The 16318-nt window shown below is 50.8% G+C and carries 14 protein-coding genes; 7 read left to right on the top strand and 7 right to left on the bottom strand.

Translation table 11 applies throughout. From position 1 onward, the window contains the following. Nucleotides 1-120: 120 nt before the first annotated feature. The 6 genes from rsmG to ravA all read right to left on the bottom strand — a co-directional run bounded on the left by rsmG (nt 121) and on the right by ravA (nt 7100). Nucleotides 121-741, bottom strand: a complete 621-nt coding sequence (gene rsmG, locus J1785_RS12675; protein ID WP_217156670.1) for a 16S rRNA (guanine(527)-N(7))-methyltransferase RsmG — start codon at nt 739-741, stop codon at nt 121-123. Between the two features lie 131 nt (nt 742-872). Beyond that, the gene (gene mnmG / locus J1785_RS12670; protein WP_129954140.1) at nt 873-2762 is read right to left on the bottom strand and encodes a tRNA uridine-5-carboxymethylaminomethyl(34) synthesis enzyme MnmG; all 1890 of its coding nucleotides are present in this window, start codon (nt 2760-2762) and stop codon (nt 873-875) included. Nucleotides 2763-3104: 342 nt separating this feature from the next. Then, complete coding sequence (gene mioC / locus J1785_RS12665; RefSeq protein ID WP_217138554.1) at nt 3105-3548, bottom strand: FMN-binding protein MioC; 444 nt, start codon at nt 3546-3548, stop codon at nt 3105-3107. Between the two features lie 88 nt (nt 3549-3636). Next, nucleotides 3637-4098, bottom strand: a complete 462-nt coding sequence (gene asnC / locus J1785_RS12660) for a transcriptional regulator AsnC (RefSeq protein WP_129954144.1) — start codon at nt 4096-4098, stop codon at nt 3637-3639. A 21-nt stretch (nt 4099-4119) separates the two neighbouring features. After that, nucleotides 4120-5589: an ATPase RavA stimulator ViaA gene (gene viaA / locus J1785_RS12655; protein WP_129991561.1), complete on the bottom strand. Its 1470-nt coding sequence runs from the start codon at nt 5587-5589 to the stop codon at nt 4120-4122. Between the two features lie 2 nt (nt 5590-5591). Then, nucleotides 5592-7100: an ATPase RavA gene (gene ravA / locus J1785_RS12650; RefSeq protein WP_129991562.1), complete on the bottom strand. Its 1509-nt coding sequence runs from the start codon at nt 7098-7100 to the stop codon at nt 5592-5594. 267 nt (nt 7101-7367) lie between these two features. On the opposite strand from ravA, the gene kup reads away from it, so the two are divergent. The 7 genes from kup (at nt 7368) to rbsR (ending at nt 15283) form a co-directional block, all read left to right on the top strand. Continuing rightward, nucleotides 7368-9236 (top strand): low affinity potassium transporter Kup, encoded by a 1869-nt coding sequence (gene kup, locus J1785_RS12645; RefSeq protein ID WP_129954150.1) that lies wholly within the window; start codon nt 7368-7370, stop codon nt 9234-9236. 214 nt (nt 9237-9450) lie between these two features. Next, nucleotides 9451-9870 carry a D-ribose pyranase gene (gene rbsD / locus J1785_RS12640; RefSeq protein WP_217138557.1) on the top strand — a complete coding sequence of 140 codons (420 nt, stop codon included), beginning with the start codon at nt 9451-9453 and terminating at the stop codon, nt 9868-9870. A gap of 7 nt (nt 9871-9877) precedes the next feature. Beyond that, nucleotides 9878-11383: a ribose ABC transporter ATP-binding protein RbsA gene (rbsA, locus tag J1785_RS12635; RefSeq protein WP_129954154.1), complete on the top strand. Its 1506-nt coding sequence runs from the start codon at nt 9878-9880 to the stop codon at nt 11381-11383. A gap of 6 nt (nt 11384-11389) precedes the next feature. Further along, nucleotides 11390-12361, top strand: a complete 972-nt coding sequence (gene rbsC / locus J1785_RS12630) for a ribose ABC transporter permease (RefSeq protein WP_129954156.1) — start codon at nt 11390-11392, stop codon at nt 12359-12361. A 23-nt stretch (nt 12362-12384) separates the two neighbouring features. Next, on the top strand, nt 12385-13275 hold the full coding sequence (rbsB, locus tag J1785_RS12625) for a ribose ABC transporter substrate-binding protein RbsB (protein WP_129954158.1): 891 nt from the start codon (nt 12385-12387) through the stop codon (nt 13273-13275). 67 nt (nt 13276-13342) lie between these two features. Then, nucleotides 13343-14272, top strand: coding sequence for a ribokinase (gene rbsK, locus J1785_RS12620; protein WP_217219511.1), 930 nt, complete (start codon nt 13343-13345; stop codon nt 14270-14272). Then, on the top strand, nt 14273-15283 hold the full coding sequence (gene rbsR, locus J1785_RS12615) for a ribose operon transcriptional repressor RbsR (protein WP_217219510.1): 1011 nt from the start codon (nt 14273-14275) through the stop codon (nt 15281-15283). On the opposite strand, the gene J1785_RS12610 is transcribed toward rbsR, so the two are convergent. Further along, entirely contained in the window at nt 15266-15955 is a 690-nt protein-coding gene (locus J1785_RS12610; protein WP_129954164.1) for a FadR/GntR family transcriptional regulator, read from the bottom strand. The two genes, rbsR and J1785_RS12610, sit on opposite strands and share 18 nt — an antisense overlap. Nucleotides 15956-16318 lie beyond the last annotated feature (363 nt).

Below are 16318 nucleotides of genomic sequence, written 5' to 3'. Positions count from 1 at the left end.
AATGCTATCAGGGTGTAAAAAAGCGGTGTTTGGGTGTTCTTCCCTGCTATATAATTAGCCTGCTCATTTTAACTAAGTTAACACATGTTTTTTTTAAATCTTTTTTGATAAATCGCAACTTTAGTTTGCGCTAAGAATTATCAGATGACGTTCGCCGTCAAGTTCGGGTACCTGCAGCTTAATGACTGACTTCAGAGTAATCCCTGCCGGCAGCGCAGCAAGTTCATCATCAGGACGTACACCCTTTAAGGCATAAAAATGCCCCTCACCTTTCACGGGCAGATGGTGACACCAGGAAAGCATATCCTGCATTGATGCGAAAGCACGGCTTATCACCCCATCAAAAGGTGGATTCGGCGCAAATTCTTCCACACGACTCTGTATAGGCTCGATATTTTTCAGCCCCAGCTCATGCTGAACCTGACGCAAAAAACGCACGCGCTTACCCAGGCTGTCCAGCAACGTAAAGTGTGAATCAGGGCGAACAATGGCCAGGGGGATCCCCGGTAAACCCGGGCCGGTGCCAACGTCAATGAAACGGCTACCTTGCAAATGCTCGTTCACCACAATGCTGTCCATAATATGACGTACCAGCATCTGCATCGGGTCACGGACAGATGTCAGGTTGTAGGCTTTGTTCCACTTATGCAGCAGTTCAACATAGCCAATCAGTTGTTGTTTTTGCTGATCGGGTAACGCTATTCCTGCCGCAGCAAGCAGCGAGTCGAGTTTATTATGCACGGTGAATCCTCAGACAGAATCGATATGCCGGGAACAACCCGGTTTAAAAATGATAAAACATACAGAATGATGGGAAAAGTAAGAATCGACCGCCGCTTCGGGATACCAAGGGCGGTCATCAGAGCAGTCGTTTATGCGCTGCGGCGCAGCAAACCTTGTTTTTTAAGCCAGATCAGCAAAATTGAGATTGCAGCCGGCGTAATACCGGAGATCCGTGAGGCCTGACCAATGGAGGTTGGCTTGTGATCGTTAAGTTTGGCGATCACTTCATTTGAAAGGCCATTCACCTGCCGGTAATCAAGATCGACAGGCAGCACCGTATTTTCGTTACGCTGCTGTTTTTCGATCTCTTCCTGCTGACGGGCAATATAACCTTCATATTTTATCTGAATTTCCACTTGTTCTGCCGCCTGCGCATCCGGAACAGAAGGAGCGAACGGGGAAAGTCGGGTGATTAATTCATAGGTCATTTCAGGACGACGCAGCAGCTCTTCCGCACTGGCTTCTTTAGAAAGCGGGGCAGAAAGATGCGCGTTGATTTCATCAACCTGGGCATGATGAGGGTTCACCCAGATACCCCGCAAACGCTGACGCTCCTGCTCGATCATTTCCAACTTTTCGTTGAAGCGTGCCCAGCGGGCATCGTCAACCAGGCCTAACTCACGGCCCTTTTCTGTCAAACGTAAATCAGCATTGTCTTCGCGCAGCATCAGTCGATATTCAGCACGTGACGTAAACATACGGTACGGTTCTTTAGTGCCAAGCGTACACAGATCGTCAACCAGCACACCGAGGTAAGCCTGATCACGACGTGGTGCCCAGCCGTCTTCTTCACTGGCGCAACGGGCGGCATTCATACCGGCGAGTAAGCCCTGCGCAGCGGCTTCTTCGTAACCCGTCGTACCGTTGATTTGTCCGGCAAAGAACAGACCCGCGATAAATTTACTTTCCAGCGTTGGTTTCAAATCACGCGGATCGAAGAAATCGTATTCAATGGCATAGCCGGGACGAACGATCACCGCATTTTCCATCCCCTGCATTGAGCGGACGATCTGCATCTGTACATCAAATGGCAGGCTGGTTGAAATCCCGTTCGGATACACTTCGTTGCTGGTCAGTCCTTCCGGTTCCAGGAAGATCTGATGCGAATTGCGATCGGCAAAACGCATGACTTTATCTTCGATCGACGGGCAGTAACGCGGGCCGATCCCTTCGATGATCCCGGCATACATCGGGCTGCGATCCAGGTTGTTGCGGATCACATCATGGGTTTTTTCGTTGGTATACGTCATGTAACACGGGATCTGGCGCGGATGCTGCGACACATTACCCATGAACGAGAATACCGGCGCCGGATTATCACCGTGTTGTTGTGCCAGTACGCTGAAATCAATGGTACGGGCATCGATACGCGGTGGTGTACCGGTTTTGAGACGGTTAACGCGCAGAGGTAGCTCTCGCAGTCTCTGAGACAAAGAAATTGCAGGAGGATCCCCTGCACGGCCTCCGCTGTAGTTTTCCAGACCGATGTGGATCTTTCCATCCAGGAAAGTGCCGACAGTCAGTACAACCGATTTAGCGCGGAATTTCAGCCCCATTTTGGTCACAGCACCAACGACACGATCGTTTTCAACGATCAGGTCTTCAACAGGTTGCTGGAAGATCATCAGGTTTGGCTGGTTTTCCAAAGCGGTACGGACAGCCTGGCGGTACAGAACACGGTCAGCCTGAGCACGGGTCGCTCTGACAGCAGGGCCTTTGCTCGCGTTTAGTATCCTAAACTGAATGCCGGCATGATCGATGGCCGTGGCCATCAGACCACCCAGTGCGTCGACTTCTTTAACCAGATGTCCTTTCCCGATCCCGCCAATAGCAGGGTTACACGACATTTGTCCCAGCGTGTCGATATTGTGGGTGAGTAATAAGGTCTGACGTCCCATGCGTGCAGAAGCCATTGCAGCTTCAGTACCTGCATGGCCACCACCTATGATGATGACGTCAAATTGATCCGGATAAAACATGCGACTGCACCTCGGCGTTCAAGCGAACTTTCTTTGTATGGCGTTGGGAGGAGGGATTCTACTCAAGTTTTGAGCTTCCACAAGCCCCCGGGGATCTTCATATTAATACTTCTATTAGGATCGCGATCCTCTGTGCATAAGTCTTTTTTGTTTATTAAGATCAGCATGCTAAGAAGGATCGAATGCTGTGAATGATCGGTGATCCTGGACAGTATAAGCTGGGATCAGAAGTGAGAGTTATACACAGCATGAAAAGCGTACAGGGGTTGTTAGAGGGATAACTACGGGTTTTACCCTGCTTTTAAGCCTAGTTATCCACATCTGATCGCCTGAAATTTACACTTATTTGATCAAATTAATCCAGTTGATCACCCAAACCTCAGCGGGATCTTCAGGAATTTCGTATTGCGTCACGTCGATCTCAAGGCGATCACCGATCCTTTTTGCCCCTAATGACGTCAGTTTGTTATCCAGGGAATTGATCGCGCCACAGAAAGTGTCATATTCACTGCTGCCCAATCCTAAGGCACCAAAGCGAACTTTAGACAGATCCGGTTGCTGCTCTTCCAACTGCTCCATAAACGGTTGCAAGTTGTCGGGCAGTTCACCTGCGCCGTGAGTTGAACACACAACCAGCCAGATCCCTTCCTGCGGGACTTCATACAGCTCCGGGCCATGAAATAATTGGGTGGAAAAACCGGCTTCTTCCAGTTTCTCTGCCACATGTTCTGCAACATATTCGGCGCTGCCAAGCGTACTGCCACTGATCAGGGTAATGTCAGACATAATGCTCTCACCCGGGAAAAGGAGACTATTGTACGCTGTGAATGAGCTGGGATCTACCTGTGGATAATAGGGGTATAGAAATCAGATGTCAGGGCTGGATGGTGCGTGTGATGGGGTTCTGCAGAGAGATCAGGGTCTCGGTTGACTGGATCTCATCAATTGTTTGGATCTTGTTGATAAGTACATGCTGAAGGGAATCAATCGAACGACACATGATCTTGATGAAAATACTGTAATGCCCGGTGGTGTAATAGGCTTCAACCACTTCTTCTATATTCTCAAGCTTTTTCAGGGCAGAGGGGTAATCCTTGGCACTTTTTAAAATGATGCCAATAAAACAGCATACGTCGTAACCCAGCTGTTTGGGATTGACGGTAATATGCGCACCGGTAATGATGCCTGCCTGCTTCATTTTCTCTACGCGTACGTGGATCGTCCCCGGACTGACAGTAAACAATTTTGCCAGTTCGGCATAAGGCGTACGGGCATTGTCCATCAGGGCGTTGAGGATCCCGCGATCAAGCTCATCGAGCTGGTAAATTTCAGTCATGGTCATCTTTCTCTTGTGGGCTTAATTTCTCTGCCAGCGTCGCTGTACGCGGCTTTTAACCCCGGTATCAAAGCGCCAGATATGATCGAAAATTCGCAGGATGCCGGGCTTACCATAGTGTGACATTGCCAGGGCATGAAAGCGGTGATGTTTTTCGCGCTGCAGTGATCTGACCTTCATTTGTACTTCATCTGGCAACCGCTGGGCGATAAAGTCCGAGATCACCACGGCATCCGCATCTTCCCACTGCGGAGAAGCAAGTTTATCCAGTGTGGCATTCAGGCAGGCTGCCAGATCGGTACCGCCGCGAAAATGTTGTCCCAGAAAGCGCAGCGCCTGATCCAGGCCACCGTTAGATGTCAGTTCATAATGGATCACTTCACTGGCAAATAACATGATGTAACATCGGCGGTTATCCGCCAGAGCGATCTTCAGTAATGCCAGACAGAATGCTTTGGCGCACTGTTCGTTAAAGCCGCCCATGGAACCGGACGTATCGACGCAGACCACAAAAGGCCCGCGCGGTTGCGGTTCCTGCTGCTGATAGACCACCGGCCGTTTGACCACTTTCTCACGCCAGACATCCCCTTGCAGGCGATATGTCATCAAACGCTTTTCCAGCAAGCGACGATAGAATTCGTATTCCAGCTCAGGCAGCCCCAGCGTCACCAGCTCCGTCGGCATGAGGCGCAAAATATCATCGCTCTGATGAATGCCGTTCACTTCTTCCGGCACTGTCGCGGGTTCGCGCACCATCAGCCGGTGCGTTTCCATTTTTGCATCTTCATGTGGACTGGTTTTGGCCGTCTGGCTGCGGCCCAGTTGTTCGGCCAGATGCATCAGTTCAGGCTGCTGCTGAAGGAAAGCGCCAAACCGTGCCAGTGACTGAATATCACCCCGCAGCCGCTTCCCTTTACTCATGTCCCACAAACGTCCGGCTGCAGTGTCGTTCTCGGCTAATAAAGGGGATAACTCGCTGCTGAGCTGCAGACGTTGCAGCAATTCTTCCTGCAATTGCTCCTGTTCCTGTTCGAGCAACTGATGATGAACGTTCACCGTCTGGAAGGTCAGGTTCAGGCGCCAGCGCTGAAGGAATAAAGTATGAAAGCTATTGCCGGTTTTTGACGTACGCGAAGCTTCATTATTTTCCTGTAAGGTACGGGCTTCTGTAGCAAATGGAGAACTGAGTTGCACCAGTTCATCGATGAGGGAAGCGAGACCGGACTGAAAAGACGTAGCATCAAGCTGCTGACAGTGCTGGTAAAGGTAGAATTCTTTGGCCAGCTCATGAGGAACCGGCGTTTCGTGGATCCTCTGGCGCAGGCGCAATTTCCATTCCGGAAGATCCCGGGTTAATGCACGCTTCAGACGGGGAAATTTCTCGAAGAAAACGACCAGTGCAGGCGCCGCCAGCAAGCCGACAATCAGTTCTTCAATCAGTTCGGCTTCGCTGATCGCCAGCAGCAGATCCAGTGACTCGAGACTGAACATGATCAGTGACCGCTGAATGTCTGTTGCTGATGACGCAACTGTTCAGCCACCTGCAGCAGGCTGGCTTCAATTTTTGCCATCCATTCAGCCGGAACAAACAGGCAGTTTTGCTGCTGGCTGAATTCGTGCCTCTGCTGCGCCAGTTTTGCGGTCAGGTCATTGAGCATATTTTTCATTTCGTCGGGAACAGCAATATGCGCATGGCCGGGCAGTGTCAGTGGTGTGCTCTGACGGCTCACATCCAGCACCAGAATTTGCTGTTTGTCATCGATTTCCAAATCCACGGTTTGTACAAAACCAATCCCGTTGAGTTTGGCTTTCATTACGCCCCCTTTATTTAGCCATTCTTCCAGGATGCTGCGTTCGAATAATAAGTGTGTGACTTTTATTTCATGCAGGTGCAAAGGCGTTTGCAATAACAAGGTCAGATTGGGGGTATTGAGTGATTCTGGCAGGCTGTATTGTGGCTTACGGCTGAAAATCCCGGCTTTCTTACTCAGTTTGATTGACTGACGCGTGCTCTGTTGTTGCTGATGTTGCATCCACTGCTGATTAAGCTGCTGGATTTTCATCAGCAACGCCTGCTGCTGATAAGCCTGCTCAGTGATGAGTTGCTCAATCTGAGTGTGCAGGAGGTTATACGTATTGAGATCATGCCATAAACAATCTTTCAGCAGGATCAGATCCACCGGGGTAATCGCTTTTCTGCCACTGAAAAATGCACAGGCCTGCAACAGGCGCAGGGCTTTTTTCCAGCGACGGTCAGAAACATAAGGGGCAGTATCCAGGGCATCAAGGCGCTGGCGCAGTTGGAAGATCAGCTCAAAGCAACTGTCTGAAAGATTGACTTTGTCGATCTCCGGCTGCCATTGTTGGTATTCTTCATCACTGATACTCAGAGACTCTGCTACCGGATTAGTGCTTTCATTGTTACGGCTGGTCAGCAGTGAGCGAAAATTTTGCTTATCCTGCACTTTATCCAGCCACAGACGGATCAGCATGCGGTCATACAGTGCCTCAAGACCACCATCAGCTTCGGGTAATTCGTTGGAAGCGCTGACCAGCAGACGTAAAGGTATTGCTTCTTCACGCTCGCCATTACGGAACCGGCGCTCGTTGATGGCGGTCAGAAGCGTGTTGAGAATGGCGGGACCGGCTTTCCAGATTTCATCAAGGAAGACAATTTCAGCTTCCGGCAAATAACCTTCGGTCAGACGCAGATAGCGGCCCTCATCTTTCAGGGCCTGAATTGATAGCGGACCAAAGACTTCTTCCGGCGTGGAAAAGCGTGTCATAAGATATTCAAAAGCGCGGGCATGGCGGAACGCGAATTTCAGGCGACGGGCGATCAGACTTTTTGCAATGCCCGGCGGCCCCAGCAGGAAAACGCTTTCGCCGCACAGGGCGGCCAAAAGGCAAAGTCGTATGGCATCCTGCCGTTCGTACAGGCCATGTTCTAATGCGTTGGCAAGACGGGCTATCCGTTCTGCCAAAAGGGGAGATTGCGCCATACTGTCTCTTTCGGTATCCATTAAGTTATTGAATAGTGTACTGGCTGGTGACGATATTCCACGTTTATTTTTATCGTTATAGCTTGTTGATTACTAAAAATTTTCTATTATCAAAAATGCGACCTCGTTCATAAGAACGCCGGTTTCACTGCGCATTTAAGGGTAGGCAATCTGATTTATTCGTGCATACTGTGCGCCTTTTAGTGGGCATCATAAGTCTGAGCGCACACATCGCTTACGGATGTTCGAGCAAAAAAGAAACGAAATATGAGCACTGAACATAAACGGTCACTCCCAGCAGTAACCCTGGCCGCCATTGGTGTGGTCTATGGCGACATTGGTACCAGTCCTCTCTATACCTTAAGAGAGTGTTTTTCTGGTCATTATGGTTTTAACGTTGAACCCAGCGTCGTTTTTGGCTTTCTTTCTCTGATTTTTTGGATGTTAATCCTCATTGTTTCGCTCAAGTACCTCACTTATGTGATGCGGGCGGACAACGCAGGCGAAGGGGGTATTCTGACGCTGATGTCTCTGGCAGGCAGAAACACGTCGGCGCGAACCACTGCCGTTCTGGTCATTCTCGGCCTGATCGGGGGAAGCTTCTTCTATGGTGAAGTGGTGATCACTCCGGCTATTTCAGTACTTTCCGCAATGGAAGGTCTGGAAATCGCAGCCCCTTCGCTCGATCCTTATATCGTTCCTCTTTCTATTACTGTTCTGACGCTGCTTTTCATTATTCAGAAGCATGGTACCGGCATCGTGGGCAAACTGTTTGCACCGGTAATGTTGCTGTGGTTCCTGACGCTGGCGGTGCTTGGCGTCAACAGTATTATGCAGAATCCTGAAGTGCTGCGCGCCATGAACCCTATGTGGGCAGTTAACTTCTTTATCGAGCATAAGTCGTTCTCCTTCCTGGCGCTCGGTGCAGTGGTTCTGTCGATTACCGGTGTTGAAGCGTTATATGCCGATATGGGCCACTTCGGGAAATTCCCTATCCGTCTGGCCTGGTTCACCGTGGTACTGCCTTCTCTGGTGCTGAACTATTTCGGTCAGGGCGCATTATTGCTGAAAAACCCGGAATCGATTAAGAACCCGTTCTTCCTGCTGGCGCCTGACTGGGCATTAATCCCGTTACTGATTCTGGCAACACTCGCGACCATTATCGCCTCCCAGGCAGTTATTTCGGGCGTGTTTTCCCTGACCCGCCAGGCTGTACGTTTGGGCTATTTACCGCCAATGCGCATTATCCATACGTCAGAAATGGAAGCTGGCCAGATTTACATTCCGGCTATCAACTGGCTGCTTTATTTTGCGGTGGTTATTGTTATCGCCAGCTTCGAGCATTCGAGCAATCTGGCGGCGGCTTATGGTATTGCCGTGACCGGTACGATGGTGCTGACCAGCATACTTTCCTGTACGGTTGCGCTCAAAAACTGGCACTGGAAACCCTTCCTGGTCGGACTTTTACTGATCGGTCTGCTGTTTATGGATATCCCGCTGTTCGCGGCGAATGCCACCAAACTGTTCTCCGGTGGCTGGTTGCCACTGACGCTGGGTTTGTGCATGTTCATCGTGATGACCACCTGGAAGAGCGAACGCTTCCGCCTTATGCGCCGTATGAACGAGCATGGGAATTCCCTGGAGGCGATGATCGCCTCTCTGGAAAAATCTCCGCCGGTGCGTGTTCCGGGAACGGCTGTGTATATGTCTCGCGCCATCAACGTCATTCCGTTTGCATTGCTGCACAACCTCAAACACAACAAAGTATTGCATGAGCGCGTGGTACTGCTGACGCTGCGCACGGAAGATGCGCCTTATGTGCATAATGTCCGGCGTGTCACCATCGAGCAGCTGTCACCGACGTTCTGGCGTGTAGTAGCCAGTTACGGGTTTAAAGAAACGCCGAACGTGGAAGAAGTATTCCATCGCTGTGGTCTGGAAGGATTACCGTGCAGGATGATGGAAACGTCATTCTTCATGTCGCATGAATCGCTGATCCTGACCAAGCGCCCGTGGTATCTGTACTTCCGTGGGAAACTCTTTATGGCGCTCAGCCGCAATGCCCTGCGTGCGCCCGATCAGTTTGAAATTCCGCCTAACCGGGTGATCGAACTCGGCACGCAGGTGGAAATCTGATCCCCATTTCTGCCGCTCAAAGGGTACCTTCGGGTACCCTGTTTTATTTCTGCTTCTGCCTTTCTTAAACGATAACTCAAATTTCCACGTTGTTTCCGAATCAGTCAGCGAAACGTTTCGACGCTGATCACAATTCCATCACTAGCTCGTTGCCATGACCGCTAATCTTTATAAACTCTTCAGTGAGCGAAACGTTTCGCTGTAGGAGTTCACAATGAAGAAGTCACCGCTGTTAAATGCCGAAATCTCACATGTTATTGCCCGGTTAGGCCACACCGATCAGCTGGTTATTGGCGATGCCGGTCTTCCGGTGCCAGCAGCTTGCCAACGCATCGATCTGGCATTAACCCAGGGAGTCCCCACCTTTTTACAAGTCTTAGAGGTAGTGACACACGAGATGCAGGTTGAGCGGGCTATCCTCGCCGAGGAAATCCAGACTAAAAATCCTCAACTCCATGAAGCGTTGCTCGCCCAATTGACACAACTCGAACAACACCAGGGAAACACCATTGCTTTGGATTACGTCAGCCATGAGGCATTCAAAGCGCAAAGCGAAAAAAGTCGGGCTGTGATCCGCAGCGGGGAATGTTCGCCTTATGCGAACGTTATTCTGTGTGCCGGCGTAACCTTCTGAGGCTTTTATGCAACCTTTGCTGCAACTGACAGGCATTGATAAAGCCTTTCCCGGCGTGAAAGCCCTTTCCGGCGCGGCGCTCAGCGTCTATCCGGGACGAGTGATGGCGTTGGTGGGGGAAAACGGCGCGGGCAAGTCCACTATGATGAAAGTGCTGACCGGCATCTATCAAAAAGATGCCGGCTCAGTACGTTTTCTGGGTAAGGAAGCGACGTTCAACGGTCCGAAAGCATCACAGGAAGCCGGGATCGGGATTATCCATCAGGAATTAAATCTGATCCCTCAACTGACTATTGCTGAAAACATCTTCCTTGGCCGTGAGTTTGTAAACGGTTTTGGCCGTATCAACTGGAAGAAGATGTATGCCGAAGCCGATAAACTGCTGGCGCGCCTGAATCTGCGTTACAAAAGTGACCGGCTGGTGGGGGATTTATCCATCGGCGACCAGCAAATGGTCGAAATAGCTAAAGTGCTTAGCTTTGAATCCAAAGTCATCATCATGGATGAGCCGACCGATGCCCTGACCGATACTGAAACCGCTTCTTTATTTAGCGTTATACGCGAACTGAAAGCTGCCGGCTGTGGCGTGGTGTATATCTCACACCGCATGAAAGAAATCTTCGAAATCTGCGACGACGTGACGGTATTTCGTGACGGGCAGTTCATTGCAGAGCGTCCGGTCAGCGAACTGGAAGAAGACACGTTGATTGAAATGATGGTGGGTCGCCGTCTGGAGGAACAATACCCGCGTATTAATCATGAACGCGGTGCGCTGCGCCTGCAGGTGCGTGATATCAGCGGACCGGGAGTGAACAACATCAGCTTTGATCTGTACAGCGGCGAAATCCTGGGGATTTCCGGTTTGATGGGTGCCGGCCGTACCGAACTGATGAAAATTCTCTACGGCGCGCTACCGCGTAAAAGTGGTTATGTGGCGCTAGATGGCCGCGAAGTGGTGACTCACTCTCCGCAAGACGGGTTGGCAAACGGTATTGTTTACATTTCTGAAGACCGTAAGCGCGATGGTTTGGTGCTCGGTATGTCTGTGAAAGAAAACATGTCACTGACCGCGTTGCGCTATTTCAGTCACACCGGCGGGCGCCTTAAGCATGCCGACGAACAGCAGGCTGTCGGCGATTTCATCCGCCTTTTCAATATCAAAACACCGTCAATGATGCAGACCATCGGCCTGCTGTCTGGCGGTAATCAACAAAAAGTGGCGATTGCCCGTGGATTAATGACGCGGCCGAAAGTTCTGATCCTCGACGAACCGACGCGCGGCGTTGACGTTGGTGCTAAAAAAGAAATTTACCAGCTTATAAACCAGTTCAAGCGCGAAGGGCTGAGCATCATTTTGGTTTCCTCAGAAATGCCGGAAGTGATTGGCATGAGTGACCGGGTTTTGGTGATGCATGAAGGTCATTTAAGCGGTGAATTCCCGATAGAACAGGCTACGCAAGAAGTGTTGATGGCAGCTGCTGTCGGCAAGCAATACGGCGTGACGCAGGAGTAATCAGATATGAGTTCTCAGACATTGCCAGCCAAAAAGCGCTGGATCAGTAAAGAGTGGTTGCTGGAGCAAAAGTCTCTGATTGCGCTGCTGGTGTTGATTGCCGTGGTTTCTTCCATGAGCCCGAATTTCTTTACGGTTAACAACCTGTTTAACATCCTTCAGCAGACGTCCGTCAACGCCATTATGGCGGTGGGTATGACGCTGGTGATCCTGACGTCCGGTATCGATTTATCCGTCGGCTCTTTGCTGGCGCTGACCGGTGCTGTTGCCGCCTCGATTGTCGGACTGGAAGTGAATGCGCTGGTTGCTGTGGGGGCTGCGCTGGTGCTGGGTGCTGCTGTGGGTGGCGTCACCGGTATGATTGTGGCCAAAGGTAAGGTTCAGGCGTTTATCGCCACGCTGGTCATGATGTTGCTGCTGCGCGGTATCACAATGGTGTATACCAACGGCAGCCCGATCAGTACCGGTTTTAATGATGTCGCTGATGTATTTGGCTGGTTTGGTATCGGTCGCCCGCTGGGTATCCCGACGCCCGTCTGGCTGATGGCTGTGGTGTTTATTGCGGCGTGGTACATGCTGCATCACACCCGGCTAGGGCGTTATATCTACGCGCTGGGCGGTAACGAATCCGCTACGCGTCTGTCAGGTATCAGCGTCGATAAAGTTAAAATTATCGTCTATTCCCTGTGTGGGTTGTTAGCCGCTCTGGCCAGTATCATTGAAGTGGCGCGATTATCCTCTGCGCAGCCGAACGCGGGTACAGGTTATGAGCTGGATGCGATTGCCGCTGTGGTATTAGGGGGAACCAGCCTGTCCGGGGGAAAAGGACGCATTGTTGGAACGCTGATCGGTGCATTGATCCTTGGCTTCCTGAATAACGGTTTGAACTTATTAGGTGTTTCTTCCTACTACCAGATGATCGTAAAAGCAGTTGTCATCCTGCTGGCGGTTCTGGTGGATAACAAAAGCAACAAATAACCTCTCCTACAGGACTTATGACCATGAATATGAAAAAACTGGCTGTCTGGGTTTCCGCTGCAGCGATCACCGCTTCTTTCAGTGCTAACGTTCTGGCGAAAGATACCATTGCGCTGGTGGTTTCCACGCTGAACAACCCGTTCTTCGTCTCCATGAAAGACGGTGCGCAGAAAGAGGCGGACAAACTGGGTTATAACCTGGTGGTTCTTGACTCTCAGAATAACCCGGCGAAAGAACTGGCAAACGTACAGGATCTGACGGTTCGTGGCACTAAGCTGATGCTGATCAACCCGACTGATTCTGATGCGGTAGGCAATGCCGTTGCGATGGCAAACCAGGCGAAAATCCCGGTGATCACCCTTGACCGTCAGGCTACTAAGGGGGTTGTGGCCAGCCACGTTGCATCGGATAACGCCTTCGGTGGTAAAATGGCCGGTGATTACATTGCCAAGAAACTGGGTGAAAACGCTAAAGTCATTGAACTCGAAGGGATCGCCGGGACGTCTGTTGCCCGTGAACGTGGTAAAGGTTTTGCTCAGGCTGCTGAAAAACACCATTTCCAGATCCTCGCCAGCCAGCCTGCTGACTTCGACCGCACCAAGGGTCTGAACGTTATGCAGAACCTGCTGACTGCACATCAGGATGTACAGGCCGTGTTCGCTCAGAATGATGAAATGGCGCTCGGTGCATTGCGCGCCCTGCAAACTGCCGGTAAAACGGATGTGCTGGTTGTTGGCTTTGACGGCACCGAAGACGGTATCAAAGCGGTTAACAGCGGTAAAATGGGTGCGACCGTTGCGCAGCGCCCTGAACAAATCGGTGTGATCGGCGTTCAGACCGCAGACAAAATATTGAAAGGTGAAAAAGTGCCTGCTGTTATCCCTGTTGATTTGAAACTGGTTGCTCAGCCGTAATACTCTTTTTATCTACGCTGTAACTGCGCCTTCTGATGGAGGCGCTATTTGACTCAGGGATCTCCACATGAAAACCGGCAAACTGGTGGTACTCGGCAGTATCAACGCTGACCACATTCTGAATATCAACCAATTCCCGCTACCGGGCGAAACGGTTATTGGCAAGCAGTATACCGTAGCCTTTGGCGGCAAAGGGGCGAATCAGGCCGTTGCAGCCGGTCGCAGTGGTGCTGATATTTCTTTTATTGCTTGTGTGGGAGATGATGATATTGGTGAGCGCGTTCGCAAGCAGCTGGCCAGTGACCATATTGACACGCAACCCATTGAAGCCATTAAAGACACTACCACTGGCGTAGCGCTGATTTTTGTGAATGCGGAAGGTGAGAATGTTATTGGTATCGATGCGGGAGCTAATAAAGCTGTTACCCCGGCATATCTTGATCGCTATAAACAGCAGGTCATCGGGGCTTCTGCTTTATTAATGCAACTGGAATCCCCTCTTGATACGGTGATTGCGGCAGCGAAGATTGCCAAAGACAACGGTACACAGGTGATCCTCAATCCGGCTCCTGCATGCGAATTGCCGGATGAATTACTTGCGCGGGTGGATATAATCACCCCGAACGAAACCGAAGCTGAAAAGCTGACGGGAATTAAAGTTGACAGTAATGAAGCTGCCGCATGTGCTGCGAAAGCTTTGCATGAAAAAGGTATCGCAACCGTCATCATTACGCTGGGCAGTAAAGGCGTCTGGCTCAGCCAGAACGGCGAAGGAAAGTTGGTGGCGGGGTTTCGCGTGAAAGCCGTCGATACAATAGCAGCAGGTGATACTTTTAACGGTGCATTAGTCACCGCGTTGCTTGAAGGTAAAACGATGGATAGCGCGGTACGATTCGCGCATGCGGCGGCGGCGGTTGCCGTGACGCGCCCTGGTGCCCAACCTTCCGTTCCGTGGCGTAACGAAATAGACGATTTCCTCGCACAACAGGAGGCCTGATTGGCCACCATGAAAGATGTCGCCCGCCTTGCGGGCGTTTCAACCTCGACAGTCTCCCATGTTATCAACAAGAATCGTTTTGTCAGTGAGTCCATCGCTGAGAAAGTGAATGCTGCCGTAGAACAACTTAACTACGCGCCTTCCGCATTAGCCCGCAGCCTCAAGCTGAATCAGACCCGTACTCTCGGTATGTTGCTGACGGCCAGCAGTAACCCTTTCTATTCGGAAGTCGTGCGCGGAGTGGAGCGCAGTTGTTATGAGCGTGGATACAGCCTCATTTTATGCAATACAGATAATGATGCAGAGCGTATGAACCGCAGCCTGGAGACGCTGTTGCAAAAGCGGGTCGACGGGTTGCTCATCATGTGTACTGAAAACCACCGGCCATCGAAAGATGCGATCAGCCGGTATCCGTCACTGCCGATTGTGATGATGGACTGGTCACCGTTTGATGGCGCGATAGATATTATTCAGGATAACGCGCTGCTGGGCGGCGAAATGGCGACGGCGTTTTTAATCCGTCAGGGATATCATCGCATCGCCTGCATTACCGGCCCGTTGGATAAAACGACTGCGCAGGAACGACTCAGTGGCTATCGTCAGGCGATGGAGAAAGCAGGTCTGAAGATTTTGCCCGGTTATGAAGTGAGTGGTGATTTTGAATTTGAAGGCGGATTAGCCGCAATGCAAAAGTTGCTGGCGCTACCTGAACCGCCTCATGCAGTTTTCGCCGGTAACGACGCGATGGCCGTTGGCGTGTATCAGGCTCTTTATCAGCGCAGATTGCGCGTCCCTGAGGATGTCGCCGTGATGGGTTACGATGATATCCAGTTAGCGCAATATATGATGCCGCCGCTGACAACAATCCATCAACCTAAAGACTCGCTGGGAGAACTGGCCGTTGATGCATTACTACATCGGTTGCAAGACCCGGATTCACAACCACAGGTATTAATATTAACGCCGGAGCTGGTCGTGCGTCAGTCGGTGGGATCACTCATCGGTAAGTAACAGGCTCTGACATTCCAGAAGTGCTGCATTGGCATCACCGGCCAGAATGGCATCCGTCAGCCGCTGGTGATGCTCCAGCTTAATCACCTCATTGCCGGTAATTGCCCGAAAATAGCTCTGATACACTGAGCTGAATAAATTCGCGAAAGAAGTCAGGAACGGATTTTTCCCCGCTTCATAGATAAGCTGGTGAAATTGCGTATCTACTGTTATCCAACGTTCCCGATCGAAGTTGTTATGTAGCTGGCGCATCTCATACATATAGAGGGAGAGCTGATGCGTTTGCTCTTTACTGGCAGCGAGTGCCGCTAAGGCGCAGGCCTGAGGTTCGAGAGCTCTGCGCAAAACAATAAAATGTGCCATCACCTGATCGAAGTTTTCGCGGGTCATCCACCAGGTCAGTAATTCCTGATCGAGAAAGTTCCAGCTTGATTGTGGCATCACCCGGGTACCAATTCGCGGACGAGGTAAAAGCATCCCCTTGGCCGTCAGCGTTTTTACGGCTTCACGCACGGCCGTGCGGCTGACCCCAAAAATCTCTCCTAACTCATTCTCGCCGGGAAGAATGGCACCTTCCGGATATTCCCCAGACAAAATACGTTGTGCAATTTTCTCCGCAAGAAGATAAGAAAGGTTACGTTGAGCCGCTTGTTGATGCGCATTGAGTAGCATGTAAGGTATTCCTGAATGTCTTTCTCTTATTATAAAGGAGTGTTTACTCCAGGCTCCGGCTTAAAACGGGGATGTTTTTAGCGGAAAACGGTCGGTATTTATCCATTTCGGGCAAAATTGTTGGATTAATGACCGGTTGATAAAAAAAGTTAATTTAGGGGTTGCGGGCTTCTGAGAACTCCCTATAATGCGCCTCCACTGACCGGGAACAACGACTGACAAGTCGCCTGGCCAGAAAGAGAAAAAGAAGAATGTTCGAATGAATAATCTCTTGACTCTTCAGCGGGAAAACGTAATATACGCCTCCCGCGCCGCATAAGATTCCTTGCGAACCGCGGCATGCTCTTTAACAATTTATCAGAC

It is taken from the genome of Rahnella perminowiae, from assembly GCF_019049755.1.
GTDB classification, from domain to species: Bacteria; Pseudomonadota; Gammaproteobacteria; order Enterobacterales; family Enterobacteriaceae; genus Rahnella; species Rahnella perminowiae.
The sequence above is the reverse complement of the archived record's forward strand: the minus strand, read 5'-3'. Positions and strand labels throughout refer to the sequence as shown.

What these genes read in the sequence shown, in the direction of transcription:
- mnmG (WP_129954140.1), bottom strand. Translation starts at nt 2,762, where the DNA reads ATGTTTTATCCGGATCAATTTGACGTCATCATCATAGGTGGTGGCCAT.
- mioC (WP_217138554.1), bottom strand. Translation starts at nt 3,548, where the DNA reads ATGTCTGACATTACCCTGATCAGTGGCAGTACGCTTGGCAGCGCCGAA.
- asnC (WP_129954144.1), bottom strand. Translation starts at nt 4,098, where the DNA reads ATGACTGAAATTTACCAGCTCGATGAGCTTGATCGCGGGATCCTCAAC.
- viaA (WP_129991561.1), bottom strand. Translation starts at nt 5,589, where the DNA reads ATGTTCAGTCTCGAGTCACTGGATCTGCTGCTGGCGATCAGCGAAGCC.
- ravA (WP_129991562.1), bottom strand. Translation starts at nt 7,100, where the DNA reads ATGGCGCAATCTCCCCTTTTGGCAGAACGGATAGCCCGTCTTGCCAAC.
- kup (WP_129954150.1), top strand. Translation starts at nt 7,368, where the DNA reads ATGAGCACTGAACATAAACGGTCACTCCCAGCAGTAACCCTGGCCGCC.
- rbsD (WP_217138557.1), top strand. Translation starts at nt 9,451, where the DNA reads ATGAAGAAGTCACCGCTGTTAAATGCCGAAATCTCACATGTTATTGCC.
- rbsA (WP_129954154.1), top strand. Translation starts at nt 9,878, where the DNA reads ATGCAACCTTTGCTGCAACTGACAGGCATTGATAAAGCCTTTCCCGGC.
- rbsC (WP_129954156.1), top strand. Translation starts at nt 11,390, where the DNA reads ATGAGTTCTCAGACATTGCCAGCCAAAAAGCGCTGGATCAGTAAAGAG.
- rbsB (WP_129954158.1), top strand. Translation starts at nt 12,385, where the DNA reads ATGAATATGAAAAAACTGGCTGTCTGGGTTTCCGCTGCAGCGATCACC.
- rbsK (WP_217219511.1), top strand. Translation starts at nt 13,343, where the DNA reads ATGAAAACCGGCAAACTGGTGGTACTCGGCAGTATCAACGCTGACCAC.
- J1785_RS12610 (WP_129954164.1), bottom strand. Translation starts at nt 15,955, where the DNA reads ATGCTACTCAATGCGCATCAACAAGCGGCTCAACGTAACCTTTCTTAT.